Origin of the sequence: Actinophytocola sp., assembly GCF_050699915.1 — a bacterium.
GTDB lineage: Bacteria > Actinomycetota > Actinomycetes > Mycobacteriales > Pseudonocardiaceae > Actinophytocola.
On the sequence record NZ_JBOHGA010000017.1, the window covers coordinates 20785 to 39219 of the forward strand.

Sequence of the window (18435 nt, forward strand, 5' to 3'; positions counted from 1 at the left end):
GTGGGTCAAGCGAGCGCCTAGGGTCGAAGCCATGCCGATGAACGCCGTGCATCGCCGGCTGTGCCGCTCGGACGGTTGGGCGACGCGGATGCGCACCAAGGTGCTGCCGTGGGCGATGCGAGACGTGACGCTGGCGGGTGCCGTTCTCGAGCTGGGCCCCGGCTACGGGATCACGACGCAGTGGCTGCTCGACCGCGGCGCGCGGCTGACGGCGATCGAGGTCGACCCGAAGTTGGCCGCCGATCTACGTACGCGGTTCGCCGACCAGGTCGATGTCCACGAGGGCGACGGCGCCGCCCTACCGCTGCCCGACGAGACGTTCGACGCGGTCGTGTGCTTCACGATGCTGCACCACGTTCCGTCCCCGGAGCAGCAGGACCGCCTGTTCGCCGAGGCGGCCAGAGTGCTGCGCCCGGGTGGGGTGTTCGCCGGCTCGGACAGCCGACTGAGCCTGCGGTTCCGGCTGCTGCACATCGGGGACACGATGGTCCCGGTCCCGCCGCGGACGTTGCCGGATCGCCTCCGCGCGGCGGGCTTTCGCACCGCGGACGTGGAGATCGGCGACCGCTCCCTGCGGTTCCACGCGACGCGCTAGCGGCCCGCCGTCGTCGCCGGGATGATTCGGAAGTCCGCCTGGACACAAGGTTGTGCAGGTCGGCGCCGCCCAGGTGTGGGTGGTGGAACCCGCACATTTCTACGACGTCGGACGCCGGAGCGGCTCTCTCGGGAGCCCCGGCTCGTCAGCTGGCCGCGGTCAGCAGGAACGCGGGAGAGGACCAGTAGTCGCAGAGCGGCTCGACGGTGACGTCGCGGTAGCCGCACGCGGTGAGCTGCTCGGCCCACTCCGTCGCGGGCTGTTCCCACGTGCTGCGCCGGGCGCCGGGCGCGAGCTGGCCGGCGAGCACGGGCATCAGGAAGCCCTGCGCCACCAGGTCCCGGTCGTCGTCGTACTCGGTGAGGCCCTGCTCGTAGGTGTCGGCCAGGAAGGTCAGGTGCTCGGGGCCGCCCGGCGGGTGGCCGGGCACGTCGAACTCGGCCAGCACGAGATGCGACACGTGCCCGCGCAGCGCGGTCAGCAACTCGGTGCGCTCCTCCGGCGGCAGGGCGTGCAGCGCGAACGTGGACTCGGCGAGATCGAACCGCTGGTCGAGGTTCGCGGCGAAGGTCGTCGCGTCGGTGGCGTGGGCGGTGACCTCTCGGCCGAGCGCGGCGTGCGCCGCCTCGAGCAGCGCTCGTGACGGCTCGACCAGCGTCACCGCGGGGGCGACGCCGGCCTGGGCGAGAGCGGGCGCCAACGCCCGCCCGTCGCCGCAGCCGATGTCGAGCAGGGAGGTGACGCCGAGCCGGTCGTATCGCTCGGCGAGGGCCGTGCTGACCGCTTCGTAGAGCCGAAGGTTCCCGCCGCCGCGGATGAACGCGGTGAACGCGGCCGGCCGGTCGTACACGCGGCCGTCGGCCGCGGCGGCCAGGTACGTGCGCAGCGCCGCACTCAGCAGCGGGCGATCCGCACCGCCGCCCAACGCCTCCAGCGCCCGCTCGACGTTCCCCGCCACCAACGCCCCCAGCGCGGCGACCTCCGGATCTCGTCCCACGTCGCGACCCTATCCGGCTGTCAGACCCGGGGCTGACCAGCCTTCTTGTCGAACAGGGCCGTCGCCACGATGCCCGCGCCGACCAGCACGGCCGGAATCATGAGGGGTCCGGCGGTCGGCGAGGACAGCATCAACACCACCCCCGAACCGATGCGATGCGCCCGGCCGGCAGGGCGGTCCCGCCGCCACACCACGATGTTGTCCGCCACGATCATCACGATGGCGAGTAGCAGGACCGGCGACAGGAAGAACATCGAGAAGATCAGCACGTAGCCGTGTGGGTCGTCGCCGGTCGACAGCAGCTCCTCGTTGCCGGTGAGGAACAGGACGGCTCGGGTCGCCGACCAGGCCACGATGGCCAGGCCGGCGGCGAGCAGGGCGCGCCGGATGGTCAGGATTCGGACCGTCCGGATCATCGCCGGTGTGGCGCGATCGCCTCGATGATGCGTGGGCGGAGCTCCGCGGCACGGATGACGGCGTCGACGGAGCCGACCTCGACCGCGCGCTGGATGTTGTGCACGCGGTCGAACTCCGTGGCCACCTCGCCGAGCTTCTCCGCCCGAACCGACGCACGCAGCTCGTCCAGCTCCGCCGCCAGCGCCGCGCGCTCGGCGCCGGATGTGGCCGCGACGCGGCCCTCCTGGTCCCGCACCCTCGGGTCGGCCGCGGTGCGGCCGTCGACGTCGGCGGAGAACACCACCGCGGCGGCCGGCGCGCCGCCGAGCACCGAGGCGAACGAGCCCTCCAGCGCGAGCACGGTCATGTTCGGATTGAGCGCCTTCGAGAACACCACGAACGCGCCGCCGTGGTAGCGCGAGATGACGCAGAAGACGATCGGGCCGCGGAAGTTGACGATCGCGCGGCCGATCTCGGCGCCGTACTCCAGCTGCAGCTTGCGCATCGACTCCGGCGAGCCGTCGAAGCCCGACAGGTTCGCCAGCACCACCAGCGGCCGGTTGCCGCTCGCCGTGTTGATCGCGCGCGCGGCCTTCTTCGACGACCGCGGGAACAGCGTGCCCGCGGTGTAGGTGTCCGGACCGTCGGTGGGCGGGAAGCCGCGCCGGGGCACCGAGCGTGACTCGATTCCCAGCAGGCACACCGGCGTGCCGCCGAGATGCACGTCGGCCACCACCGCCGTCTCGGCGTCGGCCATCCCCGCCCAGCGTTCGAGCACCGGGTGGTCCTGGTCGGCCAGCGCCCGCATCACGGTCCGGATGTCGAACGGCTTCTTGCGGTCCGGGTTGGCGGTCGCCGAGAAGATCTCGCCGACCGTCGTGAAGTCGCCCACGGCGTGCGGGAAGTCGGACACGTCACGGTCGACGGGGTCGCTCGTCGCCGCCTGCCGCGGCCCGTCCTCGCCAGGCGCGACGTAGGTGTGGTCGTAGTGCGACATCAGCACCTCGCGGGCACCCTGGAGGGTCGGCGCCCAGTACTGCGCCTGCCCGTTCGGGCCCATCACCCGGTCGTAGCCGCCGATGCCGAAGTTGTCCTCCGCCGACACGCCACCGGAGAAGTCGAGCGACTGCTTGCCGGTGAGCACCATCGCCGAGTCCGGCGTCATCACCAGGATTCCCTTGGTGTGCATGAGCATCGTCGCCTCGGCGTTCCAGTACGGCTGCGCGCCGACGTTGATGCCCGCGACGACGATGTTGATCTCGCCACCGTCCTGTGTGTACTCGACGATCCGCTTGAGCGCCGCGGCCACCCAGTCCATGTTCTCCGTGCCCGACCCCATGGAGATCCGGGCGCCGGCGGACAGCGCGTACCACTCCAGCGGCACAGCCATCCGCTCGGCCAGATCCAGCGCGGCGATCACGCGCCGGCACTCCGGCTCCGACAGCGCGCCGAGCGACTTCGTCGGGTCGCCGAGCAGCACGACCCGGGTGATTCCCTGCGGGTGTCGCGGCGTCGGCGTGGTGACCACGCCAGCGACGATCGCCGCGCTGTTGCGGCCCTTGGGCCGGTCGATCGGCACCAGCACGTGGTTCTCGTCGAGGTCGTGCTCGACGAAGTCGCCGAGCCGCCCGGTCAGCTCGTACGGGTAGACCGTGTTGCGACTGCTCGCGCGCAGCACCTTCTGGCGGTAGTCGTCGAGCGGCTCGACCGGGGCGTCCGACGGCTCGCCGATGGTCAGCTCGGCACCGCCGGTGGCGTCGTAGGAGACCCGTACGGCGATCTTGGTGAGCTCGCCGGTCCGCGGGTGGCGCTGCCGCGCGATGAACAGGATCTCCTCGATCCCGGCGCCCGCGGTGGTGGGCAGCACGCGGTCGGCGATCATCTCCAGCTCGGCTCGGGTGATGTTGCTCGGCGGCCAGACGTAGACGACGATCCGGTTGGTGGGGAAGCGTTTCTTCGCCGGCCGGCGCGACTGCGCGCGGCGGATGGAGTCGAGACAGGTCGCGATGATGTCCTCGGCCGTGGGCAGCGCGACCAGCCGGCCGTCCTGCTCGCGCAGCTCGACGAGGTCCCGCACCTGGGCGAACGCGACGAGCCGGTCGTCGGACGGGTTCTCCCGCGCCACGCACCGGAAGAGGTAGACCTCCTCGTCGGCCGACGGCAGCCGGCTCAGGTCGAACTTGTGCAGCCGCTCCAGCTGCATCCGCTGCGCGATGTACGGGTGCAGCCCGCGGATCAGCCGCTCCTCGCTCATCCCGGTGGTCGACGGGCGGAACGTGAAGTGGTGGTGCATCACCGCGCCGCCGCTGCCTGCGACGGTGGCGGTGAGCCGGCGGACCTGGCTCGGCAGCCGGTGCGCGGCGACGACCTCGTGCAGCGCGGCGGCCATTGCATCGGAGTCCTCCGGCTGCGGCTCCCACGCGAGGTAGATGTCGGCGTCGATGGACTCCTCGCCGGCCGCCAGCTCGGCGAGCCCGCGCACCGCGTCGCCCAGCCGCTCGAACCCCACCGCGGAGCTCGCCAGCCGGGACCCGGCGCGCTCGGCGACGACGAACCGGCAGCCCGCGACGTCGCTGGTGCGCACGCCGGTGAGGCCCTTGTTGCCGTAGTACCGCCGGGTCAGCACCTCCAGCATCACCGAGTGGTCCAGCGACCGGCCCGGCACGCCGCGGACGAGCCGCTGACCGAGCAGGCGCACCAGCGGCTCGGTGCTGCGCACCATCTCGCCGACGCGCTCGGCGCGGTCCGGCGCGTCCGGGTGCTCGTCGAGGTGGCGCAGGTGCTTGCGGACGTCGGCGTAGACCCGGGCCCGGCTGCGGCGCAGCAGCGGCTGGCCGAACCACGCGAAGACCACGCCGCGGGCGAGGTCGGAAACGCCGGGGAAGCGGACCTGCGTCGCGGCCACCAGCCGTTCCAGTACGAGACCGGCCGGCTCGCGCAGCGCCTCACCCGGCTGCGGCTCCCGCAGCCACTCCCGCAGCAGCGCCGTGACGACCGCGGCGTCGGCCGCCGCGCGCTGCTGGGCGAGGAAGATCCGGAACACCGCGGCCTCGAGGTCGGGCGTGCGCTCCAGGTCGGTCACGCCGTACTGCCCGAGCGCCGTGGCGAGCTTCGCCTGGAACGCCTCCGGCAGCCCGGCCCGCTCCACGTCGAGGCTCTGCAGGTAGGTGTGGAAGTGCTCGCGGGGGCTGTGCACGTGGGTGTCGCCGCCGTCCTCACCCGCGGGGCGGTTGCGGCTCAGCTCCGCCAGGTCGGCGAACACGGAGACCAGCTCGAGCTCCTCGGCGAGCGGCCGCTCGCCGTTCTGCGCGCCCGTGCGGCGCGCAGCGAGGTAGTCGTCGAGCACGCGGCGCTCGTCGTGCGGGTCGACGTCGAAGCCCAGCAGCAGACTGCGCAGGTCCTCCTGGCCGCGCCGGGTGCGCTCCCGCGCCGGGACGTCCTCGGGCGCGGGGGGCAGGTCGAGCTCGACGGACGCGCCGGCGTCCCCGCCGTCGGCCGCCTCGTCGTCCCCGTCGGCGATCGGGTCTAGTCGCAGCAGCGCGGCGCCGGTCTCCACCTGGCTGCCCACCGACACGACACAGGCCTTCAACCGCGCCTTGAACGGCGCCCGCAGCACCGTCTCCATCTTCATGCTCTCCAGCACCAGCACCGGAGCGCCCGCCTCGACCTCGGCGCCGACCGTCAGCGGCGTCGCGACCACCAGCGCGGGCGCGGGGGAGCGGATCACGCCGCCCTCGTCGCGGCTGACCCGGTGCGCCACGCCGTCGACCTCCACCAGGTGGATCGGTCCGTGCGTGCCGATGAGCAGGTGGTACCTGGTGTCGTTGACGATGATCTGGCCGGTGTGCCGGTCGAACCGGTTGAGCTCGACGTCGGCGGTCCCGGTGCTCTCCCCGGCCTCGATGCCGACGCGGAACCGGTGCGCGCCCACGCGCGCGACGCGCACGCGGTAGCCGACGCCGCGCAGCTTGAGGTCCAACGGCCGGCCGCTCTCGTGGCGCACCTGCGGGCGGCCGCCGAACGCCGTCGACAGCAGCCGCTGCCGCTCGGCGCGCTCCTCCTCCTCGTAGGCCTCGATGGCGGCGGCGGCCAGCGCGACGGCCGAGTGCTTGTGCGAGACGAGCCGGCCCTCGCCGCGCACGCGGTCGATCCAGCCGGTGTCCGCGCTGGCGTCGATCACCTCGGGCTGGTCGAGCAGGTCGAGCACGAAGCTCTTGTTGGTCGCGCCGCCTTCGATGATCACGGTGGTCTGCGCCATGGCGCGGCGCAGCCGGCCGAGCGCCTCGTCGCGGTCGCGGCCGTAGGCGATGATCTTGGCGATCATCGAGTCGAAGTCGGCGGGGATGGTGTCGCCCTCGCTGACGCCGGTGTCCACCCGGATGCCGGGTCCGGCGGGCAGGCCAAGTCGGGCGATGCGGCCGGGGGAGGGGGCGAAGTCGCGGTCCGGGTCCTCGGCGTTGAGCCGGGCCTCGATGGCGTGCCCGCGTTCGGCCGGCGGCTCGCCCTCCAGCCGTCCGCCCGACGCCACGTGCAGCTGCGCCTTGACCAGGTCGAACCCGGTGGTGGACTCGGTGATCGGATGCTCGACCTGGAGGCGGGTGTTGACCTCCAGGAAAGCGAACATCTCGTCGGCGGGGCGGTAGAGGAACTCCACCGTCGCGGCGCCGCGGTAGCCGACCGCGACGGCCAGCCGCTCGGCCGAGGACTTGAGGTCGGCCGCCTGCGCGGGGCTGAGCACCGGCGACGCCGACTCCTCGATGACCTTCTGGTTGCGCCGCTGCACCGAGCAGTCGCGAACGCCGAGCGCCCACGCGGTGCCCTCGCCGTCGGCGATCACCTGGACCTCGACGTGCCTGGCGCCCGTGACCAGGCGCTCGAGGAACACGATGCCGCTGCCGAACGCCCGCGCGGCCTCCTGGCTGGTGCGCTCGTAGGCGTCGGCGAGCTCGTCCTCGCTGGTGATCACGCGGATGCCGCGCCCGCCGCCGCCCGCGGTGGCCTTGAGCATCAGCGGGTAGCCGACCTCGGCCGCGGCCTGCTTGGCGGCGTCGAGTGTCTCGACGGCGCCGCGGCTCCACGGCGCGACCGGCACGCCGACCTCCTCGGCGATCAGCTTCGCGCCGATCTTGTCGCCGAGCTTGCGCATGGCGTCCGCGTTGGGCCCGACGAAGGTCACGCCGACCCGCTCGCACAGCTCCGCGAAGGCCGGATCCTCGGCGACGAAGCCCCAGCCGACCCAGGCCGCGTCGGCGCCGGTGTCGACAAGCGCGCGCTCCAGCACCTTCAGGTCGAGGTAGGGACGCGCGGCCGCCGGACCGAGGTCGTAGGCGAGGTCGGCCTCGCGTACGAACGTGGCGGTTCGGTCGACGTCGGTGTGCAGGGCGACGGTCTCGATCCGCACCCCGGTCTCGGCGACCAGTTCCCGGACGGCGTGGATCAGCCGCACAGCGGCTTCCCCACGGTTGACTATGGCGACACGACTGAACACCGACCGAACGCTCCCTTGTCTCCGGCACCTTCGGGGAGCATGCCATGGCCACGGGGTCGCCGAACAACGACCGCACGCATGAACAAGCCGGGATGAGGGGGCGGATACCCGCAGCCGAGCCCGCTACCGACCATGTATGTGCGACTACCCTACGAGTTCTTCGAACTCCTTGACGTTGTCCAGCTCGGTGCCCATCGAGATGTTGGTGACCCGTTCCAGGATGACCTCGACGACCACCGGCACCCGCAGCTCCGCGGTGAGCGCCTTCGCCTTGTCCAGGGCCGGCAGGATGTCGTCCGGCTCGTGCACCCGGATCGCCTTGCAGCCCAGGCCTTCGGCGACCTTGACGTGGTCCACGCCGTACCCGCCGGTCTCCGGTGAGTTGATGTTGTCGAACGCCAGCTGCACGCAGTAGTCCATGTCGAACGCCCGCTGCGCCTGGCGGATCAGGCCCAGGTAGGCGTTGTTCACCACGACGTGGATGAACGGCAGGTTGAACTGCGCGCCGACCGCCAGCTCCTCGATCATGAACTGGAAGTCGTAGTCGCCGGACAGGGCGACCACCTGCGCCGCCGGATCCGCGGCCACCACGCCGAGCGCCGCGGGCAGGGTCCAGCCCAGCGGGCCGGCCTGGCCGCAGTTGATCCAGTTCCGCGGCCGGTAGACGTGCAGGAACTGGGCGGCCGCGATCTGCGACAGGCCGATCGCGGTGACGTAGCGGGTCTCCGGTCCGAACGCGCGGTTCATCTCCTCGTACACGCGCTGCGGCTTGATCGGCACGGCGTCGAAGTGCGTGCGGCGCTGCAGGGTGCGCTTGCGCAGCCGACAGCTCTCGGCCCACTCGGTGCGGTCGCGCAGTTGCCGCTCGCGGGCGGCCTGGACGAAGAGCTCGAGCGCGGCGCGGGCGTCGGACACGATGCCGTAGTCCGGCGCGAACACCCGGCCGATCTGGGTCGGCTCGATGTCCACGTGCACGAAGGTGCGCCCGCGCCGGTAGGTGTCCAGGCCGCCGGTGTGCCGGTTGGCCCAGCGGTTGCCGATGCCGAGCGCGAAGTCGGACTCGAGCAGGGTCGCGTTGCCGTACCGGTGGGCGGTCTGCAGCCCGGCCATGCCGGCCATCAGCGGGTGGTCGTCCGGGATCGCGCCCCAGCCCATCAGGGTCGGGATCACCGGCACCCCGGTGAGCTCGGCGAACTCCACGAGCAGGTCGGCGGCGTCCGCGTTGATGACACCGCCGCCGGCGACGATCAGCGGGCGCTCGGCGGCCGCCAGCAGGTCCAGCGCCTTCTCGATCTGCGCGCGGCTCGCGGCCGGCTTGTACACCGGCAGCGGTTCGTAGGTCTCCGGATCGAAGTCGATCTCCGTCAGCTGCACGTCCAGCGGCAGGTCGATCAGCACCGGCCCGGGCCGGCCGGAGCGCATCAGGTGGAACGCCTGCTGGAACGCGCCCGGCACCTGCGCCGGCTCCAGTACGGTCATCGCCATCTTGGTCAGCGGCCGCGCGATCTCGGAGATGCCGACGGCCTGGAAGTCCTCCTTGTGCAGCCGGGCGACCGGGGCCTGTCCGGTGATGCACAGGATCGGGATCGAGTCGGCGGCGGCCGAGTACAGCCCGGTGATCATGTCGGTGCCGGCGGGGCCCGACGTGCCGACGCAGACGCCGATGTTGCCGGGCTTCGCGCGCGTGTAGCCCTCGGCCATGTGCGAGGCGCCCTCGATGTGCCGGGCGAGGACGTGGTCGATCCCGCCGGCCTCGCGCATGGCGGCGTAGAACGGGTTGATCGCGGCGCCGGGCAGCCCGAAGGCGTGCACCACGCCCTCGCGCTTAAGGATCTCGACGGCGGCGCGGGCGGCGGTCATCCGAGGCATGTCCGTCCTCCTGACTGGATCGACGGGGGTTGGCTGGGTCAGCGGTGCGTCAGCGGCCGGAGAGCTCTTGCACGAGCTTGAGCAGGCCCGAGTGGTCGAGGGCGCCGTCGCCGCGGGCGACGAGGGCCGCGACGAGCTGCGAGACGGCCGAGCCGAGCGGGATCACCACGCCCGCCTCGCGGGCCGCGGCCTGCACGATGCCCAGGTCCTTGTGATGCAGCGCGAGCCGGAAGCCCGGGGCGAAGTCGCGGCGCAGCATGGCCGCGGCCTTGCGGTCCAGGATCGCGTTGCCGGCCAGCCCGCCGGCCAGCACCTCGACCGCGGCGTCGGTGTCCACGCCGTGCGCCTCGAGGAACACGATGGCCTCGGCGACGAGCTCGAGGGTGCCCGCCACGATCAGCTGGTTGGCCGCCTTGACGGTCTGTCCGGCCCCGGCTGGTCCAACGTGGACGATCGTCTTGCCGACCGCGTCGAGCACGGGGCGCGCGGCCTCGACGTCGGCCGCCTCGCCGCCGACCATGATCGACAGCGTGCCGTCGACGGCGCCCTTCTCGCCGCCGCTGACCGGGGCGTCCAGCGCGCGGACGCCGTGCCGGCGGGCGGTCTCGGCGACCTCGCGCGAGGTGTCCGGCCGGATCGTGCTGCAGTCGATCAGCAGCAGGTCCGGCTTGGCGTTGGCGAGCACGCCGTCGTCGGCGAGCACCACGGCTTCGACGTCGGGGGAGTCGGGCACCATCGTGAGCACGACGTCCGCGTCGCGGGTCGCCTCGGCGATGCTGCCGGCGCCGCGGCCGCCGGCCTGCTCCAGGCGCTCGACCGCGGGGCGGCTGCGGTTGTAACCGACGACGTCGAAGCCCGCCGTCACCAGGTTCGCCGCCATCGGGCCGCCCATGATCCCGAGCCCGATGAATCCGATGGTGGTCATGTGGTGTTCTCCTTGCTCAGCCAGGCGAAGCTGTCGGCGCTGGGTCCGGACGGCGTGTACTCCAGGCCGACCCAGCCGCCGTAGCCCGCGTGTTCGAGCGCGGCCAGGTGGGCGTCGAGGTCGAGCTCGCCGGTGCCGGGCTCGTGCCGCCCCGGTGCGTCGGCGATCTGCACGTGCCCGACGCGGGCGGCGTACTCGCCGATCACCTTGCTCAGGTCGTCGCCGTTGACCGACAGGTGGTAGAGGTCGGCGAGGAAGGCGATGTTGTCCCGGTCCGCCCGGTCGATCACGGCGAACGCGTCGGCCGCGGTGCGCAGCGGGTAGGGCTGCGGGCCGCTGATCGACTCGACCACGACGGTGCCACCCATGCGGGCGACGGCGTCCGCGGCGAAGGCGAGCTGCTCGGCGGCGAGGTCGTCCTGCGCGGCCGCGTCGGCACCGCCGTCACCGCCGATCCGGTTGCCGTACAAGGCGTTGAACGTGCGGCAGCCGGTCCGCTCGCCGATGGCGGCGACCAGTGCGACGTTGTCCCGGAACTCTTGCTCGCGGCCCGGCCACGACACCAGGCCGCGGTCGCCCGCGGGCATGTCGCCGGCGAAGAAGTTCAGGCCCACCAGCTCGACGCCGGCGTCGGCCAGGGCGGCGACGAACGCGTCCACCTCGGCGTCGGCGGGCACCGCCTGGGGGAACGGCCACCAGAACTCGACCGCGTCGAAGCCGGCCGCCTTGGCCGCGGCCGGCCGCGCCAGCACGGGCAGCTCGGTGAACAGGATCGAGCAGTTGACGTCGAAGCGGAGTCCATGGCTCGGCATGACAGTCACTTCCGTATGATGGAAATTGATTTCTGTCCTATGGAAGTAAGGTAGGCGGCATGGTCGGCCTCGTCAACCGGGCCGGAACCGTAGAATTCCGCCACGCGGAAACCTGGAGGTGGGCGTGACGAAGCCGGGCGGCGTGCAGTCGATCGAGCGCGCCTTCGAGCTGCTCGAGCTGATGACCGACGCCGGCGGCGAGATCGGGATCAGCCAGCTGGCCGAGGCCTCGGGTCTGCCGTTGCCGACCATCCACCGGCTGATGCGCACCCTGGTCAACCTGGGCTACGTGCGGCAGGAGGCGTCGCGCCGCTACGCGCTGGGGCCGCGGCTGATCCGGCTGGGGGAGACGTCCAGCCGGCTGCTCGGTACCTGGGCGCGGCCACACCTCGCCCGGCTGGTCGATGCCATCGGCGAGACCGCGAACATGGCGATGCTCGACGGTGACGAGGTCGTCTACGTCGCACAGGTCCCGTCGCGGCACTCCATGCGCATGTTCACCGAGGTCGGCCGGCGCGTGCTGCCGCACGGGACCGCGGTCGGCAAGGCGCTGCTCGCTCAGCTGCCCGAGTCGCGGGTCGCCGAGGCGCTCGGGCGCACCGGCATGCCCGCGCACACCGAGCACACGATCACCACGCCGGCCGCGCTGTTCCGCCAGCTGCGCACGGTTCGCGAGCTCGGCTACGCCGTGGACGACGGTGAGCAGGAGCTCGGCGTGCGCTGCGTCGCGGTGCCGGTGCCGGGCGCGCCGACGATGACCGCGATCTCCATCTCCGGTCCGGCCGCGCGCGTCACCGAGGCACGCAACGACGAGGTCGTACCCGTGCTGAAGGCCAGCGCCGCGGAGTTGGCCGCGGCGCTGGCCGTCGCCGAGTCGAGCGCCTAGCCGTCACGGCCAGTTGTTGCGCGCCCAGTGCAGCAGGTTCGTCAGCGCGTTGCCGCCGGCGGCGACGTTCTGGCGTGTTTCACCGAAGTTGTTCTCGCCACCGGAGTGGGTGCCGACGACGTCGGGCGATCCGCTGAACCACGCGAACACCGGCGCACCGCTCTGGCCGCCCTCGGTGTCGGCCTGGTACTCCAGCTCGACACCGGCGCCGTCGTTGTCATCGTCGATGATCGGGAAGTTGAGGTGCAGCCACGGCCGGTTGCCGGAGTCCTTGTCCCACGGGTAACCCGGCAGCGTCCAGACGCTCTGGTCCTCCCAGCCGGGGTTGTAGGTGCGGAAGCCGAACCAGCCGAGGTTGTTGCCGAGCGGGACTGCCAGTCGCATGACCGCCATGTCGTCGCCCTGCGCGTGACTGCTGTAGCCCTGGGCGTTGGTCACCCACGAGGCCGCCCACGCGCCGAAGATCGAGGCGCCGTCGTAGTAGGCCGGCACGAACAGCGCCTTCCAGTTCGACGAACCCCACGGCACGACGTGACTGGCGGTCATGATCGTGCGCACCCCGAGCAGCGAGGCCGTGCCCCACCAGCTCCAGTTCGGGGTGGCTGCGTTCTGCCACACGAAGATCCGGCCGACGCAGGAGTACGGGTAGGAGTTGGGGTAGTACGGCGACCGGCCGTCGGGGGAGATGACCCACTCCGGACGCACGCGCGTTCCGTTGCGGCGCAACAGTTGTGGGCGATCGATGCGCGGAGCCAGGTTCGGCGTGGTGGACACGGCCGTCCATTCCGGAACGTACGCCGAGCTGTCGCCGCCCTCGCTGTCGTCGGCGGCCCGCTTCTCGGCGAGCTCGGACTCGATGGCCTCCGGAGTCACGGGCTCGGTGGCCCCGACCACCACGCCGAGCACGGTTTCCGGGTCGCTGACAGCCATCCGCCCGTCCTCGGCCGCGGTCAACACGGTGGCCGGGTCGTCGAGCGTGCCGGACGACAGCCGGTCGAAGACGAGGTAGTTGCTTGGGTTGGCGAGCTCGGCGGGCGCATCACCCTGTTGCGGGCGAGATCGCTCGATGATGCTGTCCAATTGGTCGGGGCGGTCGTTCGGCATCTCTCTCTCCTTCGGACTCGATCGTCTCGAAGTGACTCTGGAGAAGAGAGCGCCGCCACCTGCGGCGAGATACGAAATCTAGGATTTCTCACCCACGCGTCGCCCCGCGTCGGCGGAGTCGGGCGCGGCCATGCGCGCCCGCATCTCGGCCGTCCGCAGACGCGCCGCGTGGACGCGACGGCGCTGCGCGACCGTGCGGGTGGTGGTGTTCGTGGTGTGGTGGAAGCGGCGTACCGTCATGGCCCGACCCCGTTCGTGCCCCAAATGCTTGCCCCGACGGCATTTGGTTACCCACGGTTCGCCAAGATCACTCATTCGAGTTGTCCTGCCGCACTAGTCTCGTGCCGTGACCGACTGGACCGGCATGACCAAGCAGCTTCTCGAGGGCGTCCGCGACTGCGATCCGAGCTACCGCCCGACGAACTTCTGGACGCCCGGGTTGCGGGACATCCTCGCCGATCTCGAGGCACGCGGCCTGGAGGCGTTCAAGTCCTGGCCGACGGCCGGCTTCTGGTTCTATCCCGGCTACGGCAGGCCGCTGGCGCCCCGCACTCTCGACAAGACCTTCAAGCAGGCGGCCAAGGCCAACCCGGCGCTGACCCGGATGACGTGGCAGCGCTCGCTGAACGGCTTCCACGAGGCCAGGCGGGACTTCGACGCGGCGCGGCTGGCGTGGGACCAGTCCCGCTGGCCGTTCGACCTCGAGGGCTTCGGCGAGAGCGCGGTGGGGCAGCCGGTTCGCCACTATGCGCTGACCGAGACGGACGGCATCCGATGGGGCAAGCCGTACCTTAACTACCTGCTGTGCCTGGCCGCGCTGTCCCGGCACGTCGACGGCCCGCCGCGGCGTTTCCTGGAGATCGGCGGCGGCTTCGGTGTGCTCGGTGAGATCCTGTTGCAGCGTGACCAGGAGGCCCGCTACGTCAACCTGGACATCCCGCCGCTGCTGACGGTCGCCTCGTACTACCTCTCCACTTTGTTCGGCGACCGGGTGCTGGTCCCGGACGCCCTGGACGTCGCCGGCTCCGGCCCGATCGACCTGGCCGCGTCCGCCTGCCTGCCGAACTGGCGGCTGCCCGACGTGCGCGGCCCGTTCGACGTGTTCGTCAACTCCTTCTCGTTCCAGGAGATGGAGCCGCACGTGGTCGACCACTACGTCGGCATGGTGAGCGAGCTCGGCGTGAGCTACGTGGTGTCGCTGAACTCCCGCGAGGGCAAGCGCCGCGCCACCGAGGGAACCGAGGGCGGCGTGCTCGACCCGGTGACGTCCGACCGGATCGTCGAGATGTTCGGCGAGCACGGGTTCACCGTGCGCGGCCGCTACGGCGAGCCGCTCATCCACAGCGCCGGCGAGCTGGTGGTCCTCGGCCGCGACTGACCCTCGGCCCGGCGAAACGCGACGACCGACCGGGGCGACCCCCTTCAATAGGGCGAGATCGGCCCGATCGCGCCCGCGGGGTGGTGCGCGAACGCCCCGCCGTCGGGTTCGGTTGGAGGCGGAGATGACCCTGGCGAAGGCACAGGTCGAACAGATTCTCGACGAGGACACCTCGTCCACCGTCGGCGTGCTGGTGCAGGTGGCGGCCCCGGAGCAGGTCGACGTGCCGGTCGACAGCACGATCGGCCTGAGCGCGCGGGAAGCGCTGCCGGCGCGGGTGCGCAGCATGCTGCGCGGGCGCGCGGTGCCCGGCGTGCCGCGGCTGCCGGCGAAGCCGATCGACACGATCCGGCAGGAGAACGAGGCCGCGCTCGCGCAGGTGCTGGAGAGCGACCCGGCGCGGCGGAGCCAGGTCGGTGCGGCGTTCTGGACCTCGCGCACCGCCTACCTGGAGATGCGTCGGGACGACCTGGCCCGGCTGCTCGCCGAGGTGCCTGGCGTGGTCGAGGTGCACCCCAACCACCGGCTCGCGCTGCCGCCGGTGGCGAAGACGAGGGAGCTGCCCGCGAGCGTGCGGGAGGACTCGGCGGCGTCGTGGGGGATCACCGCGAGCGGCGCGCTGTCGGTGTGGGGCGCCTACGGAGCGCGCGGCGCGGGCGTGACGGTCGGCGTGCTGGACACCGGGGTCGACGCGACCCATCCGGACCTCGAGGGCAAGGTCGCGAAGTGGGCCGAGTTCGACGCGAGGGGCGAGCAGGTGGCCGACTCGCGGCCGCACGACAGCAAGGACCACGGCACCCACGTGTGCGGCACCGTCGCCGGCGGCGACGCCAGTGGCCAGTGGATAGGGATGGCGCCGGAGGCGAAGCTGGCCGTCGGGCTGGTGCTCAAGGGCGGCTCGGGCACCGCGCAGCAGGTGCTCGCCGGCATCCAGTGGGCGGTGGAGCAGAAGGTGGACGTGCTGAGCATGTCGCTGTCCGCGGCGGTGTTCGACCACGAGGCGCCGAACGTGTTCAGCGCCGCCTTCCTGACCGCGCTGCGTGCGGGCATCCCGGTGGTGGCGGCGATCGGCAACAGGGGCTCCCAGACCGGGGCGTCGACCGGCAGCGACATCTTCTCCCTAGCCGTGGGCGCCACCGACCACCGCGACCTGCCGGCGGGGTTCAGCGGCGGCCAGACGCAGGTGGTGACCGAGTCGGAGCTGATCAGGCCGGAACACCTGCCGCTGATCTACACGAAGCCGGACCTCAGCGCCCCCGGAGTCGACGTGGTCTCGGCTGTGCCCGACGCGGCGTGGGAGGCGTTCAACGGCACCTCGATGGCGACCCCACACGTGACGGGCGCGATGGCGCTGCTGCTGAGCGCGGTGCCGTCGATCCGCGAGCTGTCCGGGCCCGATCGGGCCATCTTCCTCCAGGACATGATCAGCGGCTCGGTCGACGAGCTCGGCGAGGCGGGCAAGGACTCCCGGTACGGGTTCGGTCGCCTCAACGTCCTGCGCGCGATCGCGTTGGCGAGGAGGTCACAGCACTGACGCAGAGCGCCGCTTCGACCTGTCCGTCCTAATAGGATGGACAGGTCGAAGACCTTGGTGCGTGGCCGAAACGCGAAGGCGCGGCGGACCGACGTCATTCCATGGGTCCGCCGCACAGACAAGGAGACCTCACATGGCCGTGATCGAGGCGCCCCAACTGGTTACCGCCAGTCGAATGCTCTACTTCACCTGGATTCCCGCCGACCCCGAAGCGGTGCGCGCGCTCGTGCCCGAGAAGCTGGAGCTGGCGCCGGACGCGCAGTGTTTCATCAACCAGTACGTCGTCGACTCGACGGATCAGACCTCCGCGTTCGAGGCGTACTCGCTGACCTACTGCGGCGCGGACCTGTCGGGCCACGACACGCCCGACGGCGCCGTCCCGGGCCGGTGGTGGACGCACTACTTCAACTCCAGCGCCGAGATGCGCGACTACGCGGGAAGGCGCGGCGTGCCCGCGAGCGTCGGCAACACCACGCTGGTCCTGGAGAACGGCGTGCTGACGGCGACCACCGAGGCGGACGGCGTGCCGGTGATCCGCGCGACCGCGACCGTGGGCGAGGGAATCGCCGACATCGGGCGCGGTCAACTCCGGTACATCACCGACATCGACGGTACGCACATGAGCGGCCTGTACCCCTTCCATGCCCCGCTGGCCGCGGGCTGGAGCGTGACCGACTTCGAGTTCCTGGAGCCCGACCACCCGGTCAGCGCGCTGCGGCCGGCCGACCCGCTCCAGGTGACGTGGGGCTTCTACTCGCCATCGGCCTCGTTCTGTTACCCGGGCGGCGAAGGGCCGCTCGCAACGCAGCCGTAGCCGGCGGGCCGCGCCGTTCGGGGGACCAGGGCCGCGGGTGACTTGTAGGATCGCGGCGCGAGGATGGCGGTCACCCCGCGGGGGACGACCCGGGCGGGGGGAGCGGGCAGGTCGTGTGGCAGTTCGGCCATTACCGGATGGAAGAGTTGATCGCCCGTGGCGGCATGGGCGAGGTCCATCGCGCGTACGACACCCAGCACGACCGGGTCGTCGCGGTCAAGCTCCTGAGCGATCACCTGGCCGGTGACGACGATTTCCAACGGCGGTTCCGGCGGGAGGCTCGCGCGGCCGCACGGCTGCGTGAGCCGCACGTCATCCCGATCCACGCCTACGGCGAGATCGACGGCCGGCTGTACCTCGACATGCGGCTGGTCGAGGGCAAGGACCTGAGCACGGTCCTGACCGAGCGCGGCCCGATGACCCCGGCCGCCGCGGTCGACGTCATCGGCCAGGTCGCCGCCGCGCTCGACGCCGCGCACACCGAGGGCTTGGTGCACCGCGACGTCAAGCCGTCCAACGTGTTGCTCGACGCGAGCGGGTTCGCCTATCTCGTCGACTTCGGCATCGCCCGGTCGATGGCGTCGAACGCCGAGATCACCAGCACGGGCATCCCGATCGGCACGGTCGCCTACATGGCACCGGAACGCTTCGCGCTCGAGGGCCGGGTGGACCACCGCGCGGACGTCTACTCGCTCGCTTGCCTGCTGTACCAATGCCTGGTCGGTCGCCGGCCGTTCCCCGACGAGAACCCGCTGGCCCTCATCCAGGCACACCTCAGCCAGGAACCACCGAAGCCGTCCGCGCAGCGATCCGAGTTGTCGCCCGCCTTCGACCAGATCATCGCCACCGGCATGGCGAAGCGGCCCGAAGATCGGTTCGAGAGCGCGGGAGCGCTGGCCTCGGCGGCCAAGCGTGCGCTGGAGCAGTCGCCGATCCAGCCGGCGACGCATCAGCTGCCGCCACGTCCGGCCACGCAGCGGCTGCCGCCTCATGCGGCGACGCAGCTGCCGACGCCCCGGCCGGCGACGCTGCCGATCCCGGACCTGCGACCGATGCCCAACCGGCAGCCGCCGCCGAAGCGCTCGCGCCGCGGTTGGCTCGTCGGCGCCGGGATCGTCCTGGTGACCGCGCTGGCGAGCGCGGCGGCACTGATCTGGCTGCCGGAGCTGCGTGACGGTTCCGCGGGCGAGCCGACGACGTCGAACACGCGTCCGCCGAGCACCGAGCCTTCCGAGCCTGCCGGCCCGGACCTGTCGGTGTCGGTCCCCATCAGCACTCCGCCCTGCGACGGCGAGTACATCGTCATCGTCGGCTCCGCGGTCGACTCGACCAAGTACCAGCGCGAGGTCCAGCAGTTCCTCGACGCCAACCCGGGTACGTCGTACCTGCACGCCCCGTCGACCGGGTGCCAGTCGCTGCGCCATCAGCTCGAGGGTGCCGACATCTACTCCGTCTACTACGGCACGTTCCCGGACAAGGAGTCCGCCTGCGGCAAGCGCGCCGAGGTCGGTGGCGACTCGTTCGTCCGGCGACTCGACGACACCTCGACACCCGAGCGCGCGGTCAGCTGCGGCTGACCGACTCCTCCTTCTTCCAGGTTGCCCTCGCACGCCATACGGTTGGCAGTGTTATGCAAC

At 71.7% G+C, this 18435-nt stretch carries 13 protein-coding genes; 6 read left to right on the forward strand and 7 right to left on the reverse strand.

Going from position 1 to position 18435, the window contains the following annotated elements; genetic code table 11:
* The first annotated feature begins 31 nt into the window (after positions 1-31).
* Positions 32-595 (forward strand): methyltransferase domain-containing protein, encoded by a 564-nt coding sequence (locus ACRDSK_RS05325; protein ID WP_431438791.1) that lies wholly within the window; start codon positions 32-34, stop codon positions 593-595.
* A 145-nt stretch (positions 596-740) separates the two neighbouring features.
* Here the strand turns inward: ACRDSK_RS05325 and ACRDSK_RS05330 are convergent, their stop codons facing one another.
* The 6 genes from ACRDSK_RS05330 to ACRDSK_RS05355 all read right to left on the reverse strand — a co-directional run bounded on the left by ACRDSK_RS05330 (position 741) and on the right by ACRDSK_RS05355 (position 11082).
* Positions 741-1592 carry a class I SAM-dependent methyltransferase gene (locus ACRDSK_RS05330; protein WP_431438792.1) on the reverse strand — a complete coding sequence of 284 codons (852 nt, stop codon included), beginning with the start codon at positions 1590-1592 and terminating at the stop codon, positions 741-743.
* Positions 1593-1612: 20 nt separating this feature from the next.
* A complete protein-coding gene (locus tag ACRDSK_RS05335) occupies positions 1613-2008 on the reverse strand; it encodes a hypothetical protein (RefSeq protein WP_431438794.1) in 396 nt (131 codons plus the stop codon).
* Positions 2005-7476 (reverse strand): carboxyl transferase domain-containing protein, encoded by a 5472-nt coding sequence (locus ACRDSK_RS05340; RefSeq protein ID WP_431438796.1) that lies wholly within the window; start codon positions 7474-7476, stop codon positions 2005-2007. The genes ACRDSK_RS05335 and ACRDSK_RS05340 overlap by 4 nt, the downstream gene beginning before the upstream one ends.
* A gap of 144 nt (positions 7477-7620) precedes the next feature.
* Complete coding sequence (gene gcl / locus ACRDSK_RS05345) at positions 7621-9345, reverse strand: glyoxylate carboligase (RefSeq protein ID WP_431438797.1); 1725 nt, start codon at positions 9343-9345, stop codon at positions 7621-7623.
* A 49-nt stretch (positions 9346-9394) separates the two neighbouring features.
* On the reverse strand, positions 9395-10270 hold the full coding sequence (locus tag ACRDSK_RS05350; protein ID WP_431438798.1) for a 2-hydroxy-3-oxopropionate reductase: 876 nt from the start codon (positions 10268-10270) through the stop codon (positions 9395-9397).
* Complete coding sequence (locus tag ACRDSK_RS05355; RefSeq protein WP_431438815.1) at positions 10267-11082, reverse strand: hydroxypyruvate isomerase family protein; 816 nt, start codon at positions 11080-11082, stop codon at positions 10267-10269. Before ACRDSK_RS05355 ends, ACRDSK_RS05350 begins: the two co-directional genes overlap by 4 nt.
* 181 nt (positions 11083-11263) lie before the next feature.
* Between ACRDSK_RS05355 and ACRDSK_RS05360 the strand changes: the two genes are divergently transcribed.
* Positions 11264-11968: an IclR family transcriptional regulator gene (locus ACRDSK_RS05360; RefSeq protein WP_431438816.1), complete on the forward strand. Its 705-nt coding sequence runs from the start codon at positions 11264-11266 to the stop codon at positions 11966-11968.
* Between the two features lie 3 nt (positions 11969-11971).
* Here ACRDSK_RS05360 and ACRDSK_RS05365 read toward each other — a convergent pair whose 3' ends face one another.
* Positions 11972-13072 carry a trypsin-like serine peptidase gene (locus tag ACRDSK_RS05365; protein WP_431438799.1) on the reverse strand — a complete coding sequence of 367 codons (1101 nt, stop codon included), beginning with the start codon at positions 13070-13072 and terminating at the stop codon, positions 11972-11974.
* 346 nt (positions 13073-13418) lie between these two features.
* Between ACRDSK_RS05365 and ACRDSK_RS05370 the strand changes: the two genes are divergently transcribed.
* From ACRDSK_RS05370 to ACRDSK_RS05385, 4 genes are all read left to right on the forward strand, one after another.
* On the forward strand, positions 13419-14450 hold the full coding sequence (locus ACRDSK_RS05370) for a putative sugar O-methyltransferase (protein WP_431438800.1): 1032 nt from the start codon (positions 13419-13421) through the stop codon (positions 14448-14450).
* Between the two features lie 124 nt (positions 14451-14574).
* Complete coding sequence (locus ACRDSK_RS05375; protein ID WP_431438801.1) at positions 14575-15984, forward strand: S8 family serine peptidase; 1410 nt, start codon at positions 14575-14577, stop codon at positions 15982-15984.
* Positions 15985-16117: 133 nt separating this feature from the next.
* Positions 16118-16798: an acetoacetate decarboxylase family protein gene (locus ACRDSK_RS05380; RefSeq protein WP_431438802.1), complete on the forward strand. Its 681-nt coding sequence runs from the start codon at positions 16118-16120 to the stop codon at positions 16796-16798.
* A 137-nt stretch (positions 16799-16935) separates the two neighbouring features.
* Complete coding sequence (locus ACRDSK_RS05385) at positions 16936-18375, forward strand: protein kinase domain-containing protein (RefSeq protein ID WP_431438803.1); 1440 nt, start codon at positions 16936-16938, stop codon at positions 18373-18375.
* The last annotated feature ends 60 nt before the right edge of the window (positions 18376-18435 follow it).